The sequence below is a fragment of the Martinezella paranaensis genome (genome assembly GCF_014200235.1).
GTDB classification, from domain to species: Bacteria; Pseudomonadota; Alphaproteobacteria; order Rhizobiales; family Rhizobiaceae; genus Rhizobium; species Rhizobium paranaense.
In genome coordinates this window covers 564,577-579,947 of the sequence record NZ_JACHBI010000001.1, presented here as the reverse complement: position 1 = coordinate 579,947, position 15,371 = coordinate 564,577, and the positions used below count along the sequence as shown (strand labels likewise).

At 60.0% G+C, this 15,371-nt stretch carries 18 protein-coding genes; 13 read left to right on the top strand and 5 right to left on the bottom strand.

Annotated features, from left to right (window positions below):
- Positions 1–24: 24 nt before the first annotated feature.
- From GGD50_RS02845 to GGD50_RS02825, 5 genes are all read left to right on the top strand, one after another.
- A complete protein-coding gene (locus GGD50_RS02845) occupies positions 25–1,911 on the top strand; it encodes an ABCB family ABC transporter ATP-binding protein/permease (RefSeq protein ID WP_107107594.1) in 1,887 nt (628 codons plus the stop codon).
- Between the two features lie 94 nt (positions 1,912–2,005).
- Entirely contained in the window at positions 2,006–2,704 is a 699-nt protein-coding gene (locus tag GGD50_RS02840) for an acid phosphatase (protein WP_107107593.1), read from the top strand.
- 311 nt (positions 2,705–3,015) lie between these two features.
- Positions 3,016–3,714, top strand: a complete 699-nt coding sequence (locus GGD50_RS02835; protein WP_107107592.1) for a phosphatidylserine decarboxylase — start codon at positions 3,016–3,018, stop codon at positions 3,712–3,714.
- A gap of 20 nt (positions 3,715–3,734) precedes the next feature.
- Positions 3,735–4,595 carry a CDP-diacylglycerol--serine O-phosphatidyltransferase gene (pssA, locus tag GGD50_RS02830; RefSeq protein ID WP_028753405.1) on the top strand — a complete coding sequence of 287 codons (861 nt, stop codon included), beginning with the start codon at positions 3,735–3,737 and terminating at the stop codon, positions 4,593–4,595.
- 318 nt (positions 4,596–4,913) lie between these two features.
- The gene (locus tag GGD50_RS02825) at positions 4,914–5,054 is read left to right on the top strand and encodes a hypothetical protein (RefSeq protein ID WP_172831040.1); all 141 of its coding nucleotides are present in this window, start codon (positions 4,914–4,916) and stop codon (positions 5,052–5,054) included.
- A gap of 75 nt (positions 5,055–5,129) precedes the next feature.
- Here GGD50_RS02825 and GGD50_RS02820 read toward each other — a convergent pair whose 3' ends face one another.
- Together GGD50_RS02820 and GGD50_RS02815 are read right to left on the bottom strand one after the other, a co-directional pair.
- A complete protein-coding gene (locus tag GGD50_RS02820) occupies positions 5,130–5,894 on the bottom strand; it encodes an SOS response-associated peptidase (protein ID WP_107107591.1) in 765 nt (254 codons plus the stop codon).
- Positions 5,895–5,937: 43 nt separating this feature from the next.
- A complete protein-coding gene (locus GGD50_RS02815) occupies positions 5,938–6,258 on the bottom strand; it encodes a YnfA family protein (protein ID WP_107107590.1) in 321 nt (106 codons plus the stop codon).
- Between the two features lie 162 nt (positions 6,259–6,420).
- Between GGD50_RS02815 and GGD50_RS02810 the strand changes: the two genes are divergently transcribed.
- The 7 genes from GGD50_RS02810 to GGD50_RS02780 all read left to right on the top strand — a co-directional run bounded on the left by GGD50_RS02810 (position 6,421) and on the right by GGD50_RS02780 (position 10,582).
- On the top strand, positions 6,421–6,843 hold the full coding sequence (locus GGD50_RS02810) for an NUDIX hydrolase (RefSeq protein ID WP_107107589.1): 423 nt from the start codon (positions 6,421–6,423) through the stop codon (positions 6,841–6,843).
- A gap of 99 nt (positions 6,844–6,942) precedes the next feature.
- Positions 6,943–7,380, top strand: a complete 438-nt coding sequence (locus GGD50_RS02805) for a TIGR02301 family protein (protein ID WP_107107588.1) — start codon at positions 6,943–6,945, stop codon at positions 7,378–7,380.
- Positions 7,381–7,484: 104 nt separating this feature from the next.
- Positions 7,485–7,742, top strand: a complete 258-nt coding sequence (locus GGD50_RS02800; protein ID WP_028753410.1) for a hypothetical protein — start codon at positions 7,485–7,487, stop codon at positions 7,740–7,742.
- Between the two features lie 15 nt (positions 7,743–7,757).
- A complete protein-coding gene (locus GGD50_RS02795) occupies positions 7,758–8,525 on the top strand; it encodes a hypothetical protein (protein WP_107107587.1) in 768 nt (255 codons plus the stop codon).
- 73 nt (positions 8,526–8,598) lie between these two features.
- Positions 8,599–9,438 (top strand): CAF17-like 4Fe-4S cluster assembly/insertion protein YgfZ, encoded by an 840-nt coding sequence (gene ygfZ, locus GGD50_RS02790; RefSeq protein ID WP_107107586.1) that lies wholly within the window; start codon positions 8,599–8,601, stop codon positions 9,436–9,438.
- Positions 9,435–10,052 (top strand): YfbR-like 5'-deoxynucleotidase, encoded by a 618-nt coding sequence (locus GGD50_RS02785; protein WP_107107585.1) that lies wholly within the window; start codon positions 9,435–9,437, stop codon positions 10,050–10,052. The genes ygfZ and GGD50_RS02785 overlap by 4 nt, the downstream gene beginning before the upstream one ends.
- Complete coding sequence (locus GGD50_RS02780) at positions 10,049–10,582, top strand: tyrosine phosphatase family protein (RefSeq protein WP_107107584.1); 534 nt, start codon at positions 10,049–10,051, stop codon at positions 10,580–10,582. The genes GGD50_RS02785 and GGD50_RS02780 overlap by 4 nt, the downstream gene beginning before the upstream one ends.
- 58 nt (positions 10,583–10,640) lie before the next feature.
- Here the strand turns inward: GGD50_RS02780 and GGD50_RS02775 are convergent, their stop codons facing one another.
- The 3 genes from GGD50_RS02775 to GGD50_RS02765 all read right to left on the bottom strand — a co-directional run bounded on the left by GGD50_RS02775 (position 10,641) and on the right by GGD50_RS02765 (position 12,301).
- The gene (locus GGD50_RS02775) at positions 10,641–11,090 is read right to left on the bottom strand and encodes a hypothetical protein (RefSeq protein ID WP_107107583.1); all 450 of its coding nucleotides are present in this window, start codon (positions 11,088–11,090) and stop codon (positions 10,641–10,643) included.
- Between the two features lie 230 nt (positions 11,091–11,320).
- Positions 11,321–11,827 carry a superoxide dismutase family protein gene (locus GGD50_RS02770; protein WP_107107582.1) on the bottom strand — a complete coding sequence of 169 codons (507 nt, stop codon included), beginning with the start codon at positions 11,825–11,827 and terminating at the stop codon, positions 11,321–11,323.
- Between the two features lie 144 nt (positions 11,828–11,971).
- A complete protein-coding gene (locus tag GGD50_RS02765) occupies positions 11,972–12,301 on the bottom strand; it encodes a hypothetical protein (RefSeq protein WP_107107581.1) in 330 nt (109 codons plus the stop codon).
- Positions 12,302–12,602: 301 nt separating this feature from the next.
- On the opposite strand from GGD50_RS02765, the gene GGD50_RS02760 reads away from it, so the two are divergent.
- Positions 12,603–15,356 carry a DUF2339 domain-containing protein gene (locus tag GGD50_RS02760; protein WP_107107580.1) on the top strand — a complete coding sequence of 918 codons (2,754 nt, stop codon included), beginning with the start codon at positions 12,603–12,605 and terminating at the stop codon, positions 15,354–15,356.
- The last annotated feature ends 15 nt before the right edge of the window (positions 15,357–15,371 follow it).

The window sequence follows — 15,371 nt, the reverse complement described above, 5'->3', positions numbered from 1 at the left end:
CTCAGATATTCGCCGGAGACGGACATGGCAGACCGCAAGAAGACAATATCGGCGGATTCCAGCAATCCGTTGAATACGATCGTCAATCTCTGGCCCTACATGTGGCCGGCGGGACGCATGGACCTGAAGATGCGGGTTGTCTGGGCAACCGTCTATCTGTTGATCTCGAAATTCGTCCTGCTGCTGGTTCCCTATTTCTTCAAGTGGTCCGTCGATGCCCTGAACGGCAAGCTCGACATGCAGGGGATCCTGCCGGCCTTCATGGTGGGCGCCATCGCGCTGATCGTTGCCACCAACGTCACGCGCCTCATCCAGCTCGGCCTCAACCAATTGCGCGACTCGCTCTTTGCCAGCGTCGGCCAATATGCCGTGCGCCAGCTCGCCTACCGGACTTTCGTGCACATGCACGAGTTATCGTTGCGCTTCCATCTCGAGCGTAAGACCGGCGGACTGTCGCGCATCATCGAACGCGGCACCAAGGGCATCGAGACGATCGTCCGCTTCACCATTCTCAACACGGTCCCGACTTTCGTCGAATTCCTGCTGACCGCGGTTATCTTCTGGCGCGGCTACGGTTTTTCCTATCTCGCCATCACGGCGGTCACGGTCTGGCTCTACATCTGGTTCACCGTCCGGGCGAGCGACTGGCGCATCTCCATCCGCCGTTCGATGAACGAGAGCGACACCGATGCCAACACCAAGGCGATTGATTCGCTTCTGAACTTCGAAACGGTCAAATATTTCGGCAACGAGGAAATGGAAGCCCGGCGCTTCGATCAATCGATGTCGCGCTATGAGAAGGCCGCCACCGATGTCTGGACTTCGCTCGGCTGGTTGAACTTTGGTCAAGGCTTGATCTTCGGTCTCGGCACCACGGTCATGCTCGTCTTTTCCGGCTGGGCTGTGCTCAACGGGCATCAGACGGTCGGCGACTTCGTCTTCATCAACTCGATGCTGCTGCAGCTTTCGGTGCCGCTGAACTTCATCGGCTTCGTCTATCGCGAAATCCGCCAAGGTCTGACCGATATCGAAGAGATGTTCGATCTGCTGGAAGTCAAGCCCGAGGTGACGGACGCTCCCGGCGCCAGGGACCTGGCCATCGGCAACGGCGCCATCTCCTTCAAGGACGTGCATTTCGCCTATGATGCTGCCCGTCCGATCCTGAAGGGCATTTCCTTCGAGGTGCCGGCCGGCAAGACGGTCGCCGTTGTCGGCCCTTCGGGCGCCGGAAAATCGACCCTGTCTCGGCTTCTCTACCGCTTTTACGACGTACAGAACGGCACGATCACCATCGACGGCCAGGATCTGCGCACGGTGACGCAGAAGAGCCTACGCAAGGTGATCGGCATGGTGCCGCAGGACACGGTGCTCTTCAACGACACCATCGCCTACAATATCCGCTACGGCCGTCCGGCTGCGAGCGAGGACGAGGTGACGACCGCGGCGGAGATCGCCCAGATCGGCGACTTCATCCGCCATCTGCCCGAGGGCTTCGAGACCAAGGTCGGCGAGCGCGGCCTGAAACTCTCCGGCGGCGAGAAGCAGCGCGTCGCCATTGCCCGTACCATCCTCAAGGCGCCGCCCGTGCTTATCCTCGATGAGGCGACCTCAGCCCTGGACACGACGACCGAACGGGAAATCCAGGCGGCACTGGATGTCGTCTCCAAGAACCGCACGACACTGGTCATCGCCCACCGGCTCTCCACCGTCATCGGCGCCGACGAGATCATCGTGTTGAAAAGCGGCGAGATCGCCGAGCGCGGCACGCATGCCGCCCTTCTGGAGCAGAACGGCCTCTATGCCTCAATGTGGAACCGCCAGCGCGAGGCGACACAGGCGGAAGAACATCTGAAGCAGGTGCGCGAGAGCGACGAACTCGGCGTAGTCAACCGGCTGGCGCCCGCGAACTGAAGAATGGCGGCGTAGCGACGTTGCGGACTTCGCTTGTCACGCAGTTGAGATGACAGCTTGATAGGTACGGGTTCTCACATCAAGGGAGCCCCAAATGCGTAATTTCGCCAAAGCTTTAACGCTGTTGCTCGTCGTTGGCGTCGCCTCGCCGGTTTTTGCCGGTGATGCCAAGCCGTTTGCCGATGCCAAGGAGATCAACCTCCTCAACCTGCTGCCGCCGCCGCCGGCCAATGATTCGGCGCAGATGAAGGCCGAACTCGGCGAAATCCTGACAATCCAGGTTACCCGCACGCCGGAAATGGCGGCTCGTGCCGTTGCCGATGCGGAAGAGAACGTCTGGCGCTTCTCCGACGTCATCGACAATCCGAAATTCACCAAGGAAAACCTGCCGAAGTTCTCGGCATTCTTCGATCGCGTCGTCGAGACCGAAGGCGCCGTCGTCGATCCGGCCAAGGATGTCTGGAAACGTCCGCGTCCGCATCTCTACAGCGATCTCGTAAAGCCAATCGTACCCTTGTCCAAGTCCGGCTCCTATCCATCCGGCCACGCCACGGTCGGCACGCTGATGGGCATTGTGCTCGCAAATATGGTGCCGGAGAAGCGCGCCACCATCATGGCCCGCGCCTGGGAATACGGTCACAACCGCGTTGTCGGCGGCATCCATTACGCCTCCGACATCGAAGCCGCTCACATCGCAGGCACCGTCATCGCCGAAACCATCATGACGCATGACGACTACAAGAGCGAATATGAAGGCGCCAAGGCCGAGCTGCGCGCCACTCTCGGCCTCTAAATTCCGCCCTATGATCGAAGGTCATGAAAGGCCGCCGCTTCCCGTCGGCGGCCTTTTCTTTGCGCCCGGTGCGAGTTTCCACAGGCAACGCTTTTCAACGCTACGGATCGTTGGCATCTTGGCCCCGCGCGGATTGCGCTGGGGGCGAGCGTGCGAAAGCATTGCCCATGACAGAGTTTGCCTGTAGTCACGCTCAACGAGTATTCAGAGCAAGACCGCTTATCTTGCTTTCATTCTTTGGACTGGCATGATCTCGTCCGACAACCGGATCGCGGTTTTTGGTGAGGGTGCCCTAACGGAGTAGGCCGTAGATGAGCTTGTTGAACAGTGTACGCAACGTCATCGTCCCAGTGCACAAGGAAGGCTATCCCTTTGTCGCGGGTTTCTTTGTTGCGTCGCTGGTTCTCGGCTGGATCTTCAAGCCGCTTTTTTGGATCGGTTTGATCTTCACGCTCTGGTGCGCCTATTTCTTCCGCGATCCAGAGCGCATGACGCCGCAGGACGACGATCTCGTCGTATCGCCCGCCGATGGCAAGGTCTCCGGCGTGCAGATGGTGACGCCGCCGGCTGAGCTCAATCTCGGCCACGAGCCGATGCTGCGCGTTTCGATTTTCATGAACGTCTTCGATTGCCATGTGAACCGCTCGCCGATGCGCGGCCGCATCACCACTGTCGCCTATCGCCAGGGCAGCTTCCTCAATGCGGAGCTGGACAAGGCAAGCGAACAGAACGAGCGCAATGGCCTCGTCATCGAGACAAAGCATGGCGAGATCGGTGTGGTGCAGATTGCCGGCCTCGTCGCCCGCCGCATCCTCTGCTTCGTCAACGAGAACGAGCCGCTCGACGCCGGCGAGCGTATCGGCCTGATCCGATTCGGTTCACGCCTCGATGTGTTCCTGCCGGCTGAAGCGGCAGCGCGCGTTGCAGTCGGCCAAAGGGCAATCGCCGGCGAAACCGTCATTGCCGAATTCGGCTCGCTGAAGGGCCCCATTATTAGCCGCCGTAGCTGAGCCCGGAGAAAACGAGCGAGATGAAGACGCCTTTTCCGCCCTTCGAGCCGCATGGTCCCAATGACGAGGCGCGCGGGCCGCGCCTGCGGGAAATCCCGCTGCGGCTGATGGTGCCGAACATGATCACGGTGCTGGCGATCTGCGCCGGCCTGACCGGCATCCGCCTCGCCTTCGAAAATCGGTACGAGCTCGCCGTTGTGGCCGTGCTGGTTGCCGCTTTCCTCGACGGCATCGACGGACGTGTGGCGCGGCTGATGAAGGCCACATCCAAGTTCGGCGCGCAGATGGATTCGCTTGCCGACATCGTCAACTTCGGTGTCGCGCCGGCGCTCGTGGTTTACGTCTTCCTGCTGGATCAGGCACGCTCGCTCGGCTGGATCGCGGCGTTGATTTACACCATTGCGGCCGGTCTGCGGCTCGCACGCTTCAACGTCATGGCGGAGCGGGAGAACAAGGCGTCCTGGCAGTCTGAATATTTTGTCGGCGTGCCGGCGCCGGCCGGGGCGATGCTGGTGTTGCTGCCTGTCTATCTCGGCTTCCTGGGCCTAACGCCCACCAAGACATTCGCCTATTGGGGTGCGGCCTACACCGTGCTGATCGGCTTCCTGCTGGTCAGCCGCCTGCCCGTCTGGTCCGGAAAAACGGAAAGCAGCCGCATCCGCCGCGACCTGGTGCTGCCGATCATGCTTGCCCTCGTCGTCTATGTGGCGCTGCTGATGAGCTATACCTGGCATGTCATGGTGGTCACCGTCGTTGCCTATCTCCTGTCGTTGCCGTTGGGCGCCCGTTCCTGGACGCGCAAATACGGCACCTTCACCATCAACGGCCCGGCCGATCCTGACGTCGACGATTCAAACGACGACATCGGCCGGCATATCTAACCCAAATCAGGGACGATCTGGCGGCGACGGTCATGGATTGCCGCCAAGAATCGAAGACGGCTGCTGCGACAAAAGGTCATGCGGCCCCTATCGCCTCTGCGATGAGATTCGGCCACGCCGAACGCAACTAATTAACGAAAAATAAACAACTAAATTAGATATAGTTTGCGTTAAATTTCGCGTAAGCCTCGCGAAATATGGTCGGTGTTTACAAAAGCTGATCGGCAAATGCCTTTGATTTGTCATGTTTTATGACAAAACAACGAGGCGGGGCCGTGAATCAAAAGACACCCTAGGGAACACGTTGAGAAGTAACACATGACCAAGAAAAAAGACGAAACTGTACAACCGCAAGCAAAGATCGACCCGACCTTGCTTTATCGTCCGCTTGGCCTCAAAGCCGTCCTGGCAGCACATCTGATGCTGAAAACCAAGCCGCTGAAGAAGAAGATCGCCTAAGCTTGCAGCATCTGCCAATGACCCCGCTGGTTGAACACCGGGGTTCATGGCAGCGCCGATTCGAATGAATGCCGTTCAGAGGAGGCTCAACTGGCCGTCGCCGGGATCCGGCTTCTTCGACGGCTTGGCCAGAGGTTCGATTGTTACCGCCACCTGCAGCTCCGGCCCCATATTGGCGACCTTGTTGACGCGGTCCGAAACCGGAATCGCCTCAAAAAAATCTTCCTGAACCGGCACCATCAGATCCAGGACCTCACGCGGCTCCTGCGTCTTGCAATCGAGCCAGCGCGTAAAATCTTCCGGCTTGATGACAACGGGCATTCGGTCATGAATGGGACGCATTGTTCGGTTCGCCGACGTCGTCAGGATCGCGCCGGTATCGACTTCGGAACCATCAGCCGATGACCAGGTCTCCATCAAGCCGGCAAAGGCGATGACGCCGCCATGGCGCGGACGGATCCAATAGGCCTGCGATTTCTCGCCGCTTTCCTTCGACGGGCGATGCCATTCATAAAATCCCGACGCCGGAATCAGGATGCGCCGATGACGCATAGCCGCCCGGAACGAGGCCTTGCCAATCGCGGTTTCCGCCCGGGCATTGATCAGCAGCGGAAACTCCTTGGGATCCTTCACCCAGGCCGGCGTAAAACCCCAGCGGACGAGCAGCGCGCGGCGATCCGGCAAATTGCTGCCCCGCTCCTGCCGATCGCCTGAAACGACGACCAGGATCGGCTGCGTCGGGGCAATGTTGAAGCGCGCGGGAAAGTCTTCGTGCTCGAGATAACCGAGCAATTCCCGTACCTTCTTCTCCGTTTCCGTCAATGCAAATCGTCCGCACATGCAGCTTGTGTTGCACCCGTAAGGCGCCGGGTCAAGGTGAAGGTCAGTTGCGAGGGCCGAAGAGAATGATGGTTGCGCCTGCAAGGCAAACGGCCGCGCCGGAAAGATCCCAACGGTCCGGCGGCCGTCCTTCGACCAGCCACAGCCAGAGAATGGAGGCGACGATATAGACGCCGCCATAGGCGGCAAAGGTGCGACCCGCCGCATCGCTCGGCACCAGCGTCAGCAGCCAGGCAAAAAGTGCCAGCGACACTAGGCCTGGAGCAAGCCACCAGATCGGCTTTGCCAGCCGCAGCCATGCCCAGAAGGCGAAACAGCCGGCGATTTCGGCCAGCGCGGCGAGCGCGTAAAGTCCATAGGTCATCATGATTTCGGCGGCCTGGTTGGCGGACCCGAATCGCCGCCATTCTCATTTGCGAGTAAAAGGGCTTCCCTCTCGGACGACAAGGGCCCTATCTTATGGAGTTGAAAGCCCCCGCACGCCTATTCGTCGCCCGATATCCTCATCTGAACCAAACCTGGCCCAATGATCTCTATTCCTCGCCCCGCCTCTTCCGCCATCCTCGAACGTGACGGCCGGTTCCTGCTGGTGCTGCGGCGCAATCCGCCATCCGCCGATATGTATGCCTTTCCCGGCGGGCGCGCCGAAGATGGCGAGATGCCGGCGGAAACAGCATTGCGGGAGTTCTGGGAAGAGACCGGAATCACCGCCCGAAACCCCCGCCTGTTCGAGACCTACGACCTCAGGAGCCATGCAGCAGATGGGAGGCTCGTCAGTCATTTCGTTCTGTCGGTTTTTCTGGTCGATGCCGACGCGGATGTGGTTGTCGAGGCTGCCGATGATGCCGCCGCGATCGGCTGGTATTCTCTCGAAGATATCCGCGCCCTGCCCGTTCCGGCGAGCGTGCTCGAATGCGCCGAACGGCTGACGATGGCTCGAACCCGATGAGGCTTCCGGGGCTCCCGCGTTAACGATGCAAAGCAATAACGGCGTGGAAAGTGGCATTTTCGCCTTGTTACCGTCACTCTTGCCATATCAACTAGGCGTATGAATCATTGCCGCCTCATCAACCTGCTTCCGATCTGCGCCGCGCTTGCGGCCGCATTTCCGGCCTTTGCGCAGCCGACGGCGGCTGTTCCGGCGGTGCAGGCGCCCAGCGACACCGGCGATGCCGAGCGGCCGACGCCCTATGACGATCAACTGTCGCGGCTCGCCGAAATTCTTGGCTCGATCCACTATCTGCGCAATCTCTGCAACACCGGAAAAGAGGATTCCTGGCGCGCCGACATGCAGCGTCTGCTCGACACGGAGACGAAAGACGAGCCGAAACGCAGGGAAAAACTGACCGCCTCGTTCAACCGAGGATATAGATCCTTCGCATCGGTTTACACGGATTGCACGCCGCAGGCCATCGTGGCAGAGGAGCGATACCGTAACGAAGGTGCAACACTTGCCGCAGAAATAACCGCTCGCTTTGGAAATTGACGATTTATTAACCCCTTTTCGTGCCGAGCCGTGTCGTTTTAGGAAAAGGCTGATAAAGTCGTTAATCAAGCGGTAAGGACATGGACGTCTCGAGGAACGAAACAATGGAACCAAGCCTGAACGACATCGACGACATGATTGTCCACGAAAAAAGGCAGGCGGCGCTGGAATACCAGAACGAGGCCTGGGCCGATGGCATGGCTGATGGTATCGAGCCGGAAATCATCGCCGACGCTGCAATTGCCCATGCCATTCGCGAGACTATTCGCATTCAAGGAGAACAGGGCGCGGAAGCCTTGCTCGAATCACTTAGGGACCGCATGCTTGCTGGTGAATTCTCTCCGAACCGCACCCTGCAATAACAGCCAGAGATCCCTATGCACACCGTACCGGGCAATGAGTTTCGACGTTCCATTGCCTCGCTTGCCGTAGCGACCATGTTTTTCGGCAGCCTCGCCCTCCCTTTGCCGGCTCTTGCCTTCTCCCAGCTCAATCCGTCGGCTAACCAGCCGGGCGTCGCCGGGAAATCTGCGCAGCAGCGCAATGACAAGCCGGTCGAAGAGGCGCTGGAGGCGCCCTCGAAAACAATTCCCATGCCCGATCCGCTGGTCAACAACCAGGCTGGACAGAGCGGCGGCACCGCATCCGGAAATGCCTCGAATGGCGGCAAACAGGCGGAAATTCTCTTCGATATCAGCAAGGCGCCCGAGCCGGTACGCAAGCTGCGCGAAGCGATCGTCGAGGCGGCCGCCTCCGGTGATCTCGAGCGTCTGCGTCCACTGATGAATGTCGGTGGCGGCCTCAAGCAGACGCAGGTGACGGCGGATGATCCGACCGAAGACCCGATCAAGACGCTGCATGACCTTTCCGGCGACCCCGACGGCATCGAGATCCTCTCCATTCTGCTCGACATCATGTCGACCGGTTTTGCCCATACCGGCCAGGGCACACCGGATGAAATGTATGTCTGGCCCTATTTCGCCGAAAAAGACATCAAGTCCCTGACCGCGCCTGAGAAGGTCGATCTGATGCGCATCGTCACCGCCGGCGATTACTCCGACATGCTGGAATTCGGCGGCTATAATTTCTACCGCGTCGGCATCACGCCCGATGGTAGATGGAAATTCTTTACTTCGGGCGAATGATCCGGACGCAGAACTTGCGGTTCCCGACCAGAGGCCTTACCTCTGAGCGACAGGGCAAATTAGCGGGTCCACAATGCCAGCCGTATTCCTCAGAGATCGCTCCTTTCTCCGCGTCACCGGCGCGGATGCCGAGTCTTTTCTGCACAATCTCATCACTACCGATCTCGCCTCGCTCGGCACGGACGAGGCTCGTCCCGGCGCACTGCTGACGCCGCAAGGCAAGATCCTGTTCGACTTCATGATCTGGCGGGATGGTCCGGGCTTTCTGCTGGAGACCGACGCGGAACAGCGAGACGGCCTTTTGAAGCGGCTCACCATGTACCGGCTGCGCGCACCGGTCGATTTCGCTGCGATCGACACCGAAGGCGTCACCGTCGCCTGGGACGAGAATACGGCCGAAAGCCATAGGGATAGCCGTTTCGCCAAGGCAGGGATCACGCTGACGCGCACTCCCGGCCAGCACGGCGACGACGCCGAGACGCTCCATAGGACGCTGCGCATTGCCAATGGCATCGCCGTTTCCGGCCCGGATTTCGCCCTGCAGGACGCTTTTCCGCATGATGTGATGATGGATATCAACGGCGGCCTCGGCTTCCGCAAGGGCTGCTATGTCGGGCAGGAAGTGGTTTCCCGCATGCAACATCGCGGCACCGCAAGGCGGCGGGTCGTCATCGTGTCCGGTGGTGCCGATCTGCCAGCCACTGGTACCGAATTGACCGCCAGCGGCAAGCCGATCGGCACACTTGGTTCCATTGATGGCGCCAAGGGCCTCGCCATCGTCCGCATCGACCGCGCCGGTGAAGCTATGGCGGCCGGCACGCCGATCCTGGCGGCGGATCGCGAAGTTTCGCTCACGTTACCGCCGTGGTCCGGCCTCTCCTTCCCCACGCAGACCGATGAGGCTTCGGCATGACAGCCGGCAATACCGCGCGCGCCTGGCAGCGCATGCTGTCCGGCCGCAGGCTGGATCTGCTCGACCCCTCGCCGCTCGACGTCGAGATCAGCGATATCGCCCATGGGCTTGCCCGCGTGGCACGCTGGAACGGGCAGACCTCCGGGGATCATGCCTTTTCGGTGGCGCAACACAGTCTCGTGGTGGAGACGATCTTCCGCCATCTCAATCGAGCGACGCCGGACGAGATGTTGGCGGCGCTGCTGCACGATGCCCCCGAATATGTCATCGGCGACATGATCTCGCCGTTCAAATCCGTGGTCGGCGGGGACTATAAGGTGGTGGAGAAGCGCCTGGAGGCCGCCATCTACAGGCGTTTTGCTCTGCCGCCGCATTGCAGCCCGGAGCTGAAGGATAAGATCAAGAAGGCCGATACGGTTTCCGCTTATTTCGAAGCGACATTGCTTGCCGGTTTCACCCCGCAGGAAGCGCGCAAATTCTTCGGCCAACCGCGCAGCATCACGCGTGAGATGTTGCCGATCGAGCCGATGCCGGCGGTCGAAGCGCAGCGGCTTTTCCTGGCGCGCTTCGAGGCGATCGAGGCCGAACGCACCGCCGTGAGAGCCGACGCATGACCACGATCGTCGTATCGCCGCTGGCACGCATCGCAGAAATGGCCGTTCGTCACGGCGCATCCGAAATGATCAGCCTGATGGCAAAGGAACAAACGTTTCACCGGCCGGCCGTGATCAAGGCGGAACGGCATCTGCTGCTTGGCATGAACGACATCAGCTTTGCCGGCACCGGCGATCTCGTCGCTCCGCAGGAGACGCATGTCCACGACATCATCGATTTCGCCAGAAGCTGGGACCGCACCGCGCCGCTGCTGATTCATTGCTGGATGGGCGTGTCACGATCCCCGGCGGCGGCGCTGATCGCTGCGCTTGCCGTCCATCCCGAAACGGACGATCTGGCGCTTGTCCATCTCCTGCGCACCGCCTCGCCCTATGCGACGCCGAATACACGGCTGATTATGATCGGCGACCAGATGCTTGACCGCAAAGGCCGGCTCGTCGACGCCGTCAAGGCGATCGGCCGTGGTGCGGATGCGGACGGCAATGCGCCCTTCGTCCTGTCGCTGTCGCCGGACATCGGCGTCAGATGAAAACGGAGACTGCGCTCGCGCAATCTCCGTCCATTTGCAGTCCTTGCGAAACGGCCGATCAAGCGGCAACGCTGTCGGACGAATCAGGAGCGTATTGACCGTAGGTATTCTGGTAGGCATTCATCGAGGCCTCCATCTCGCGGATGAAGACTTCCAACGCGTTCTCATTGGAATTGCTGCCGGTGGTAGTGCTGTCGCTCGTGCCGCTGGAAGTTTGTCCCGTAGACGATGTGCCGGCGGTGGACGAATTCGTAGCGGTCTGACCACCGCTACCGTTGCTCTGCTGCATCTGCAGCAGCATGGACGCCAGATTGCCCGAGAAGGCATCCGTAGCGCTCGAATCGCTGCTGTCGTCACTGCTTTCGTCGGCAAGAACGCTTGCAGACAGAAGACCGGATTGCGCTGCTTCCTGCAGTTCCTGAGCGTCCACAACGCCGTCATGATTTTTATCAAGGGGACTGTACGAGGCAGCGCTCATGCTGCTTCCAACTGAAGAAATACCACTCATCCAAATCTCCTGGAGTAAACGCCGTCGGGCGTTTTCGGTGAGACGCAGTACGCTCGTTGAAATGGCAATTGGGATAGCCGATTTTCGAAGACGGTCAAAGATAGTTGTCAATTGACTATTAACCCCAATTGACAGGCCGCGAATCATATTGGCGATGAGCCTCTGCGAACGAGGGACAACCGCTGCTTGGCAAAGTTCCCGACGAATGGGCGAATCACCTCTGTGCAAGGTTATTCGATGACCGCGCAAGCCAGCCGTTTACCAGCACCGCCAACGGGTTGGCTGCGGTAATCATCCGACTCCGCATGGATCATCAGCGTTCGGCCGCGAATGCCGCTTTTGCCGTCCAGCAACACCATGCCATTGAAGACTTGCGCCCTGAGCTTGCCGTCCTGGTCGACATATTGGTTGGGCATATCGCCGGCATGCGGGCCATTAGCCGCAAGCAAGCCGTGCTCGGCATTGGTAGGATTGAAATGACCGCCGGCCGATTCGAACCCGTGCGTATGGTCGCAATGATTGTTCTCATGGATATGGAAGGCAACCCAGCGATTGGCCGGCAGACCGGAAACGTCGAGTTCGATCATAACGCCCGCCTTCCCCTCAGTCAGGACCGCCCGTCCCGCCTGCTTGCCGTCGAGGCCGACAAAATTGGCAATTGCCGTCTGCTTGTCCTGCGCGGTCGCAGGCAGAGCCGCCACCAAGGTCAGAGCCGCAGCAATAAGGATAGATCTCATGGAGCATTCCTCCCGTTTGAGTCGTGAATGCAACGCATCACAGGGTCGGGTGTTCCCGCGAAGAGAGAAATGAGCAGGCCCAAACCGCAAAACAACCCGCCATTGTCCAGCGGGCCGTTGCGATAATTTGGGAAAGACGGCCGCTCAGGCGGCCATGCTATCCGTGTCGTATTGGCCGTAAGTGCTGTTATAGGCATCCATCGGCGTCAGCGTACCGAGGTCGAAAGCACTGCTGGCCTGAGACATTTCGCCCGTCATCACGCCACCGGTGGGCATTTGCATGAGCTTTGCCATCAGGCTGCCCATTGCGCCATTCGCGCTACCGCTATCGACTGCATCGGTTTCGAGAATACCCGGGCGCTCGTCGGCTTCGCGCTCTTCCTGGCTCAAAACACCGTCGCCATTCGCATCGAGCCGCGAAAGCGTACCGCGATAAGGATAGGTACTGTTGGATATGGAAGATACATGGGACATACAAACCTCCTAGGGTCAGGAGCCGCCTCATGCGACGTCGTTTGTACGCAATACGTTCTGGTTAACTATTGGCGTTGATAGGCTGATTTGCCGCGCGGGTAAAGACGAATTGTTAATGGGTATTAACAATAGTTTGCGAGTTATGAATCCTAATTTTCTAATAGAATGATGAAGGTGGGCGGTGCAGCGCGTGCCACTTCTCCTCGGGTAATCGCCTGGAATCATAGAGGAAATCGACCGCCTTACCCTTCCTGTCCTGCTCATTTCGTATAATGTGGCGACAGAAGCCCATGGAGGGGACATGACGGAACTGCTGCTGATCGTGATTGTGGTCGTGGGCATTTTGATCCTGCGCAGCTACAACCAAAGGCTACAACGGCTGGAAAGCCGCGTTCTGGAGCTGCAAAACGCGCTTGCCGGCCAAGTGCTGGCGGTTGGTGTGCGCGAATCAGCAACAGCGGCAGAGCCTACTGAAGAAGCCATTCAGCCCTCCGAAAGCGCAACGGAATCATCCGTTGAAACAGTCGCAGAACCTGCGGTGGAAGAGGAAGATACTGCTCTCGCTGCACGCGGCAGCCTGGAAGCAACCGAGGATGTAGTCGCCCCAGCCCTTGCCCGGGAGGATGAAAGCCTGGAGAGCACCATCGGCGCCCGTTGGGCTGTCTGGGTGGGCGGCATTGCTCTGGCGCTCGGCGGCATCTTCCTGGTCAAGTATTCGATCGAAAGCGGTCTGCTCAGCCCCGCCGTGCGGCTGGTGCTTGCCGCGATCTTCGGCTTGGTGCTCGTCGCTGCCGGCGAAATTATCCGGCGCCGCTCCGAACCTGTGCTGGCCAACACCTTCCAGAACGCGATGATCCCTGGCGTGCTGACGGCGGCGGGCGTCGTCGCGCTGTTCGGCTCAACCTATGCCGCCCACGGCATTTACGGCTTCATCGGACCGGCCACCGCCTTCGTCCTCCTGGGGCTGATTTCGCTCGCCACGCTTGGCCTGTCGCTGCTGCATGGGCAAGCGCTTGCAGGTCTCGGGCTCCTGGCTTCCATGATCACGCCGGTGCTCGTCGCGCCAGCGGCGCCGAATCCCTGGACGTTCTTCGGCTATCTCGTCTTCACCTGGCTCGCCACCATCGCCGCCTCGCGGCTGCGCCGCTGGCACACCGTACCCTCCTTTGCCAATGCCCTACTCAGCATCTGGCCGCTGCTTTACATCTTCAACAGCGAAGTGGTCGACTTGGCGCCGGTTACCCTGACCATGCTGGCAATGATGGCCGGCACGATTTTCATTTGGCCGGGACGCTATGAAGTCACCGCAACGAGTGAGGAAAGCACTGTCCGGTCGGACGAGATCGAAGAACGCCCGGCCTTATCACCGGCCAGCCATTGGGCAACATTCCTGGCGCGCGCGCCGCTTGGAATGACGCTGACGGCATCCGTAGGCAGCGCCGTGGTGGCTCTGTCTCTCCTGGCTTACAGCCTTTTGTACGCCTACCCGCTGCCGGACGCGTCCTTCCACTTTGCGGCAATTGTTGCAACTATTGCCGCCTTCGGGGCCAGCCGTGTGCATGCGGCCTGGGCTGCAATTCTGTCGGCCCTCGCCGCCGGCTTTGGCATGTTCCTCGCTCTGATGCAGCCGGAGATCGGTGCGGAGCTGAATGTAGCGCAGATCGTTCCGGCCTTGTCCCACCTTGTCGTCTATGACGGTCTCGGCCTCGGCGCGGTTTTCGTCATCGTCGGCTTCTTCTTTCTCAAGCGTTTTGGCGAAAGCGAGAAGCCCTTTGCGGCTCTGTGGAGCGTCATCATGGTTGCCACGCCGCTGACGATCGCCGTGATCAGCTATGTCACCTTCGGCAACTGGACGCGTGACTCGCTGCATGGGCTCTATGGCATCGTGCTTGCTATCGCCCTGATAACACTCGCCGAATTGCAGTATCGCCGATCCGCGGAAAACATGGCCTTGCCGACCAATGTTTTGGCGGCAGGTTCCTTCGCGGCCTTGGTCTTCGCCCTGCATACGCTTGCTCATGACGCTATTCCAACGATGCTGCTGCCCGTGCTTGGCATGGCCTTTCTGCTCGCCGGGCGCGCCCGCTCCTGGCCAGTCCTGCCATGGACGATGGTCGCGGCGCTGATCATCACCCTCGGGCGCATTGCCTGGCAACCGACCATCGTCGATCCGGGCGAGCTCGGCACGACACCGATATTCAATATGCTGCTTGCCGGTTACGGTATCCCGGCGGTGCTCGCCGTCTGGGCTGCCTTCGAGGTTCGCCATTCGCCAGACCTCAGGCTGCGCAATGCTCTGCAGGCGCTTGCGAGCTTCCTGGTGTTGCTGACCATCGCCATCCTGGTGCGCCATGCGATGAACGGCGGCGTCTTGAATGCAAACGTTCCGACGCTCGGCGAACAATCGATCTACACATTGCTGGCAATTGGCGCCTCCGCGACGCTGATGGCGCTTGATCTCAGCGCATCGAGCCTCGTCTTCCGTTATGGCGGAATGGCGCTCGGCGTCCTCTCTGTTACTTTGATCCTGACGCTGCATCTGATCGGGCTCAATCCGTTCATGACAGGTGAAAGCACGGGTCGGATTCCTTTCTTCAATCTGCTGCTGCTCGGCTATCTTCTGCCGGCGATCGCCTATGGCGGCTTGGCGGCTTATGCCCGAGGCAAGCGGCCCCTGCCCTATGTGACGATGTTGGCCGTCGCCGGCGCGGTTATGGCCTTTGCCTGGGCGACGCTGTCGGTGCGCCGCTTCTGGCAGGGCGAATACATCCCGTTCTGGAACGGTTTCATCCAGGGGGAAGTCTATTCCTATTCCGTCGTCTGGCTGCTGATCGGCATCGCCCTTCTTTGGCTAGGAGCGCGTCTCGAAGCTCGCAGCCTGCGTATCGCTTCGGCCGCGCTGGTGTTCGTCGCTGTCGTGAAGGTCTTTCTGATCGACATGTCAAACCTCGAAGGCTTCCTGCGGGCGCTATCCTTCATCGGCCTCGGCGCGGTGCTGATCGGCATCGGCCTGTTCTACCAAAAGGTCCTGACCGGCAAGAAAGCGACGGAATGATTGCGGCGAATCTCT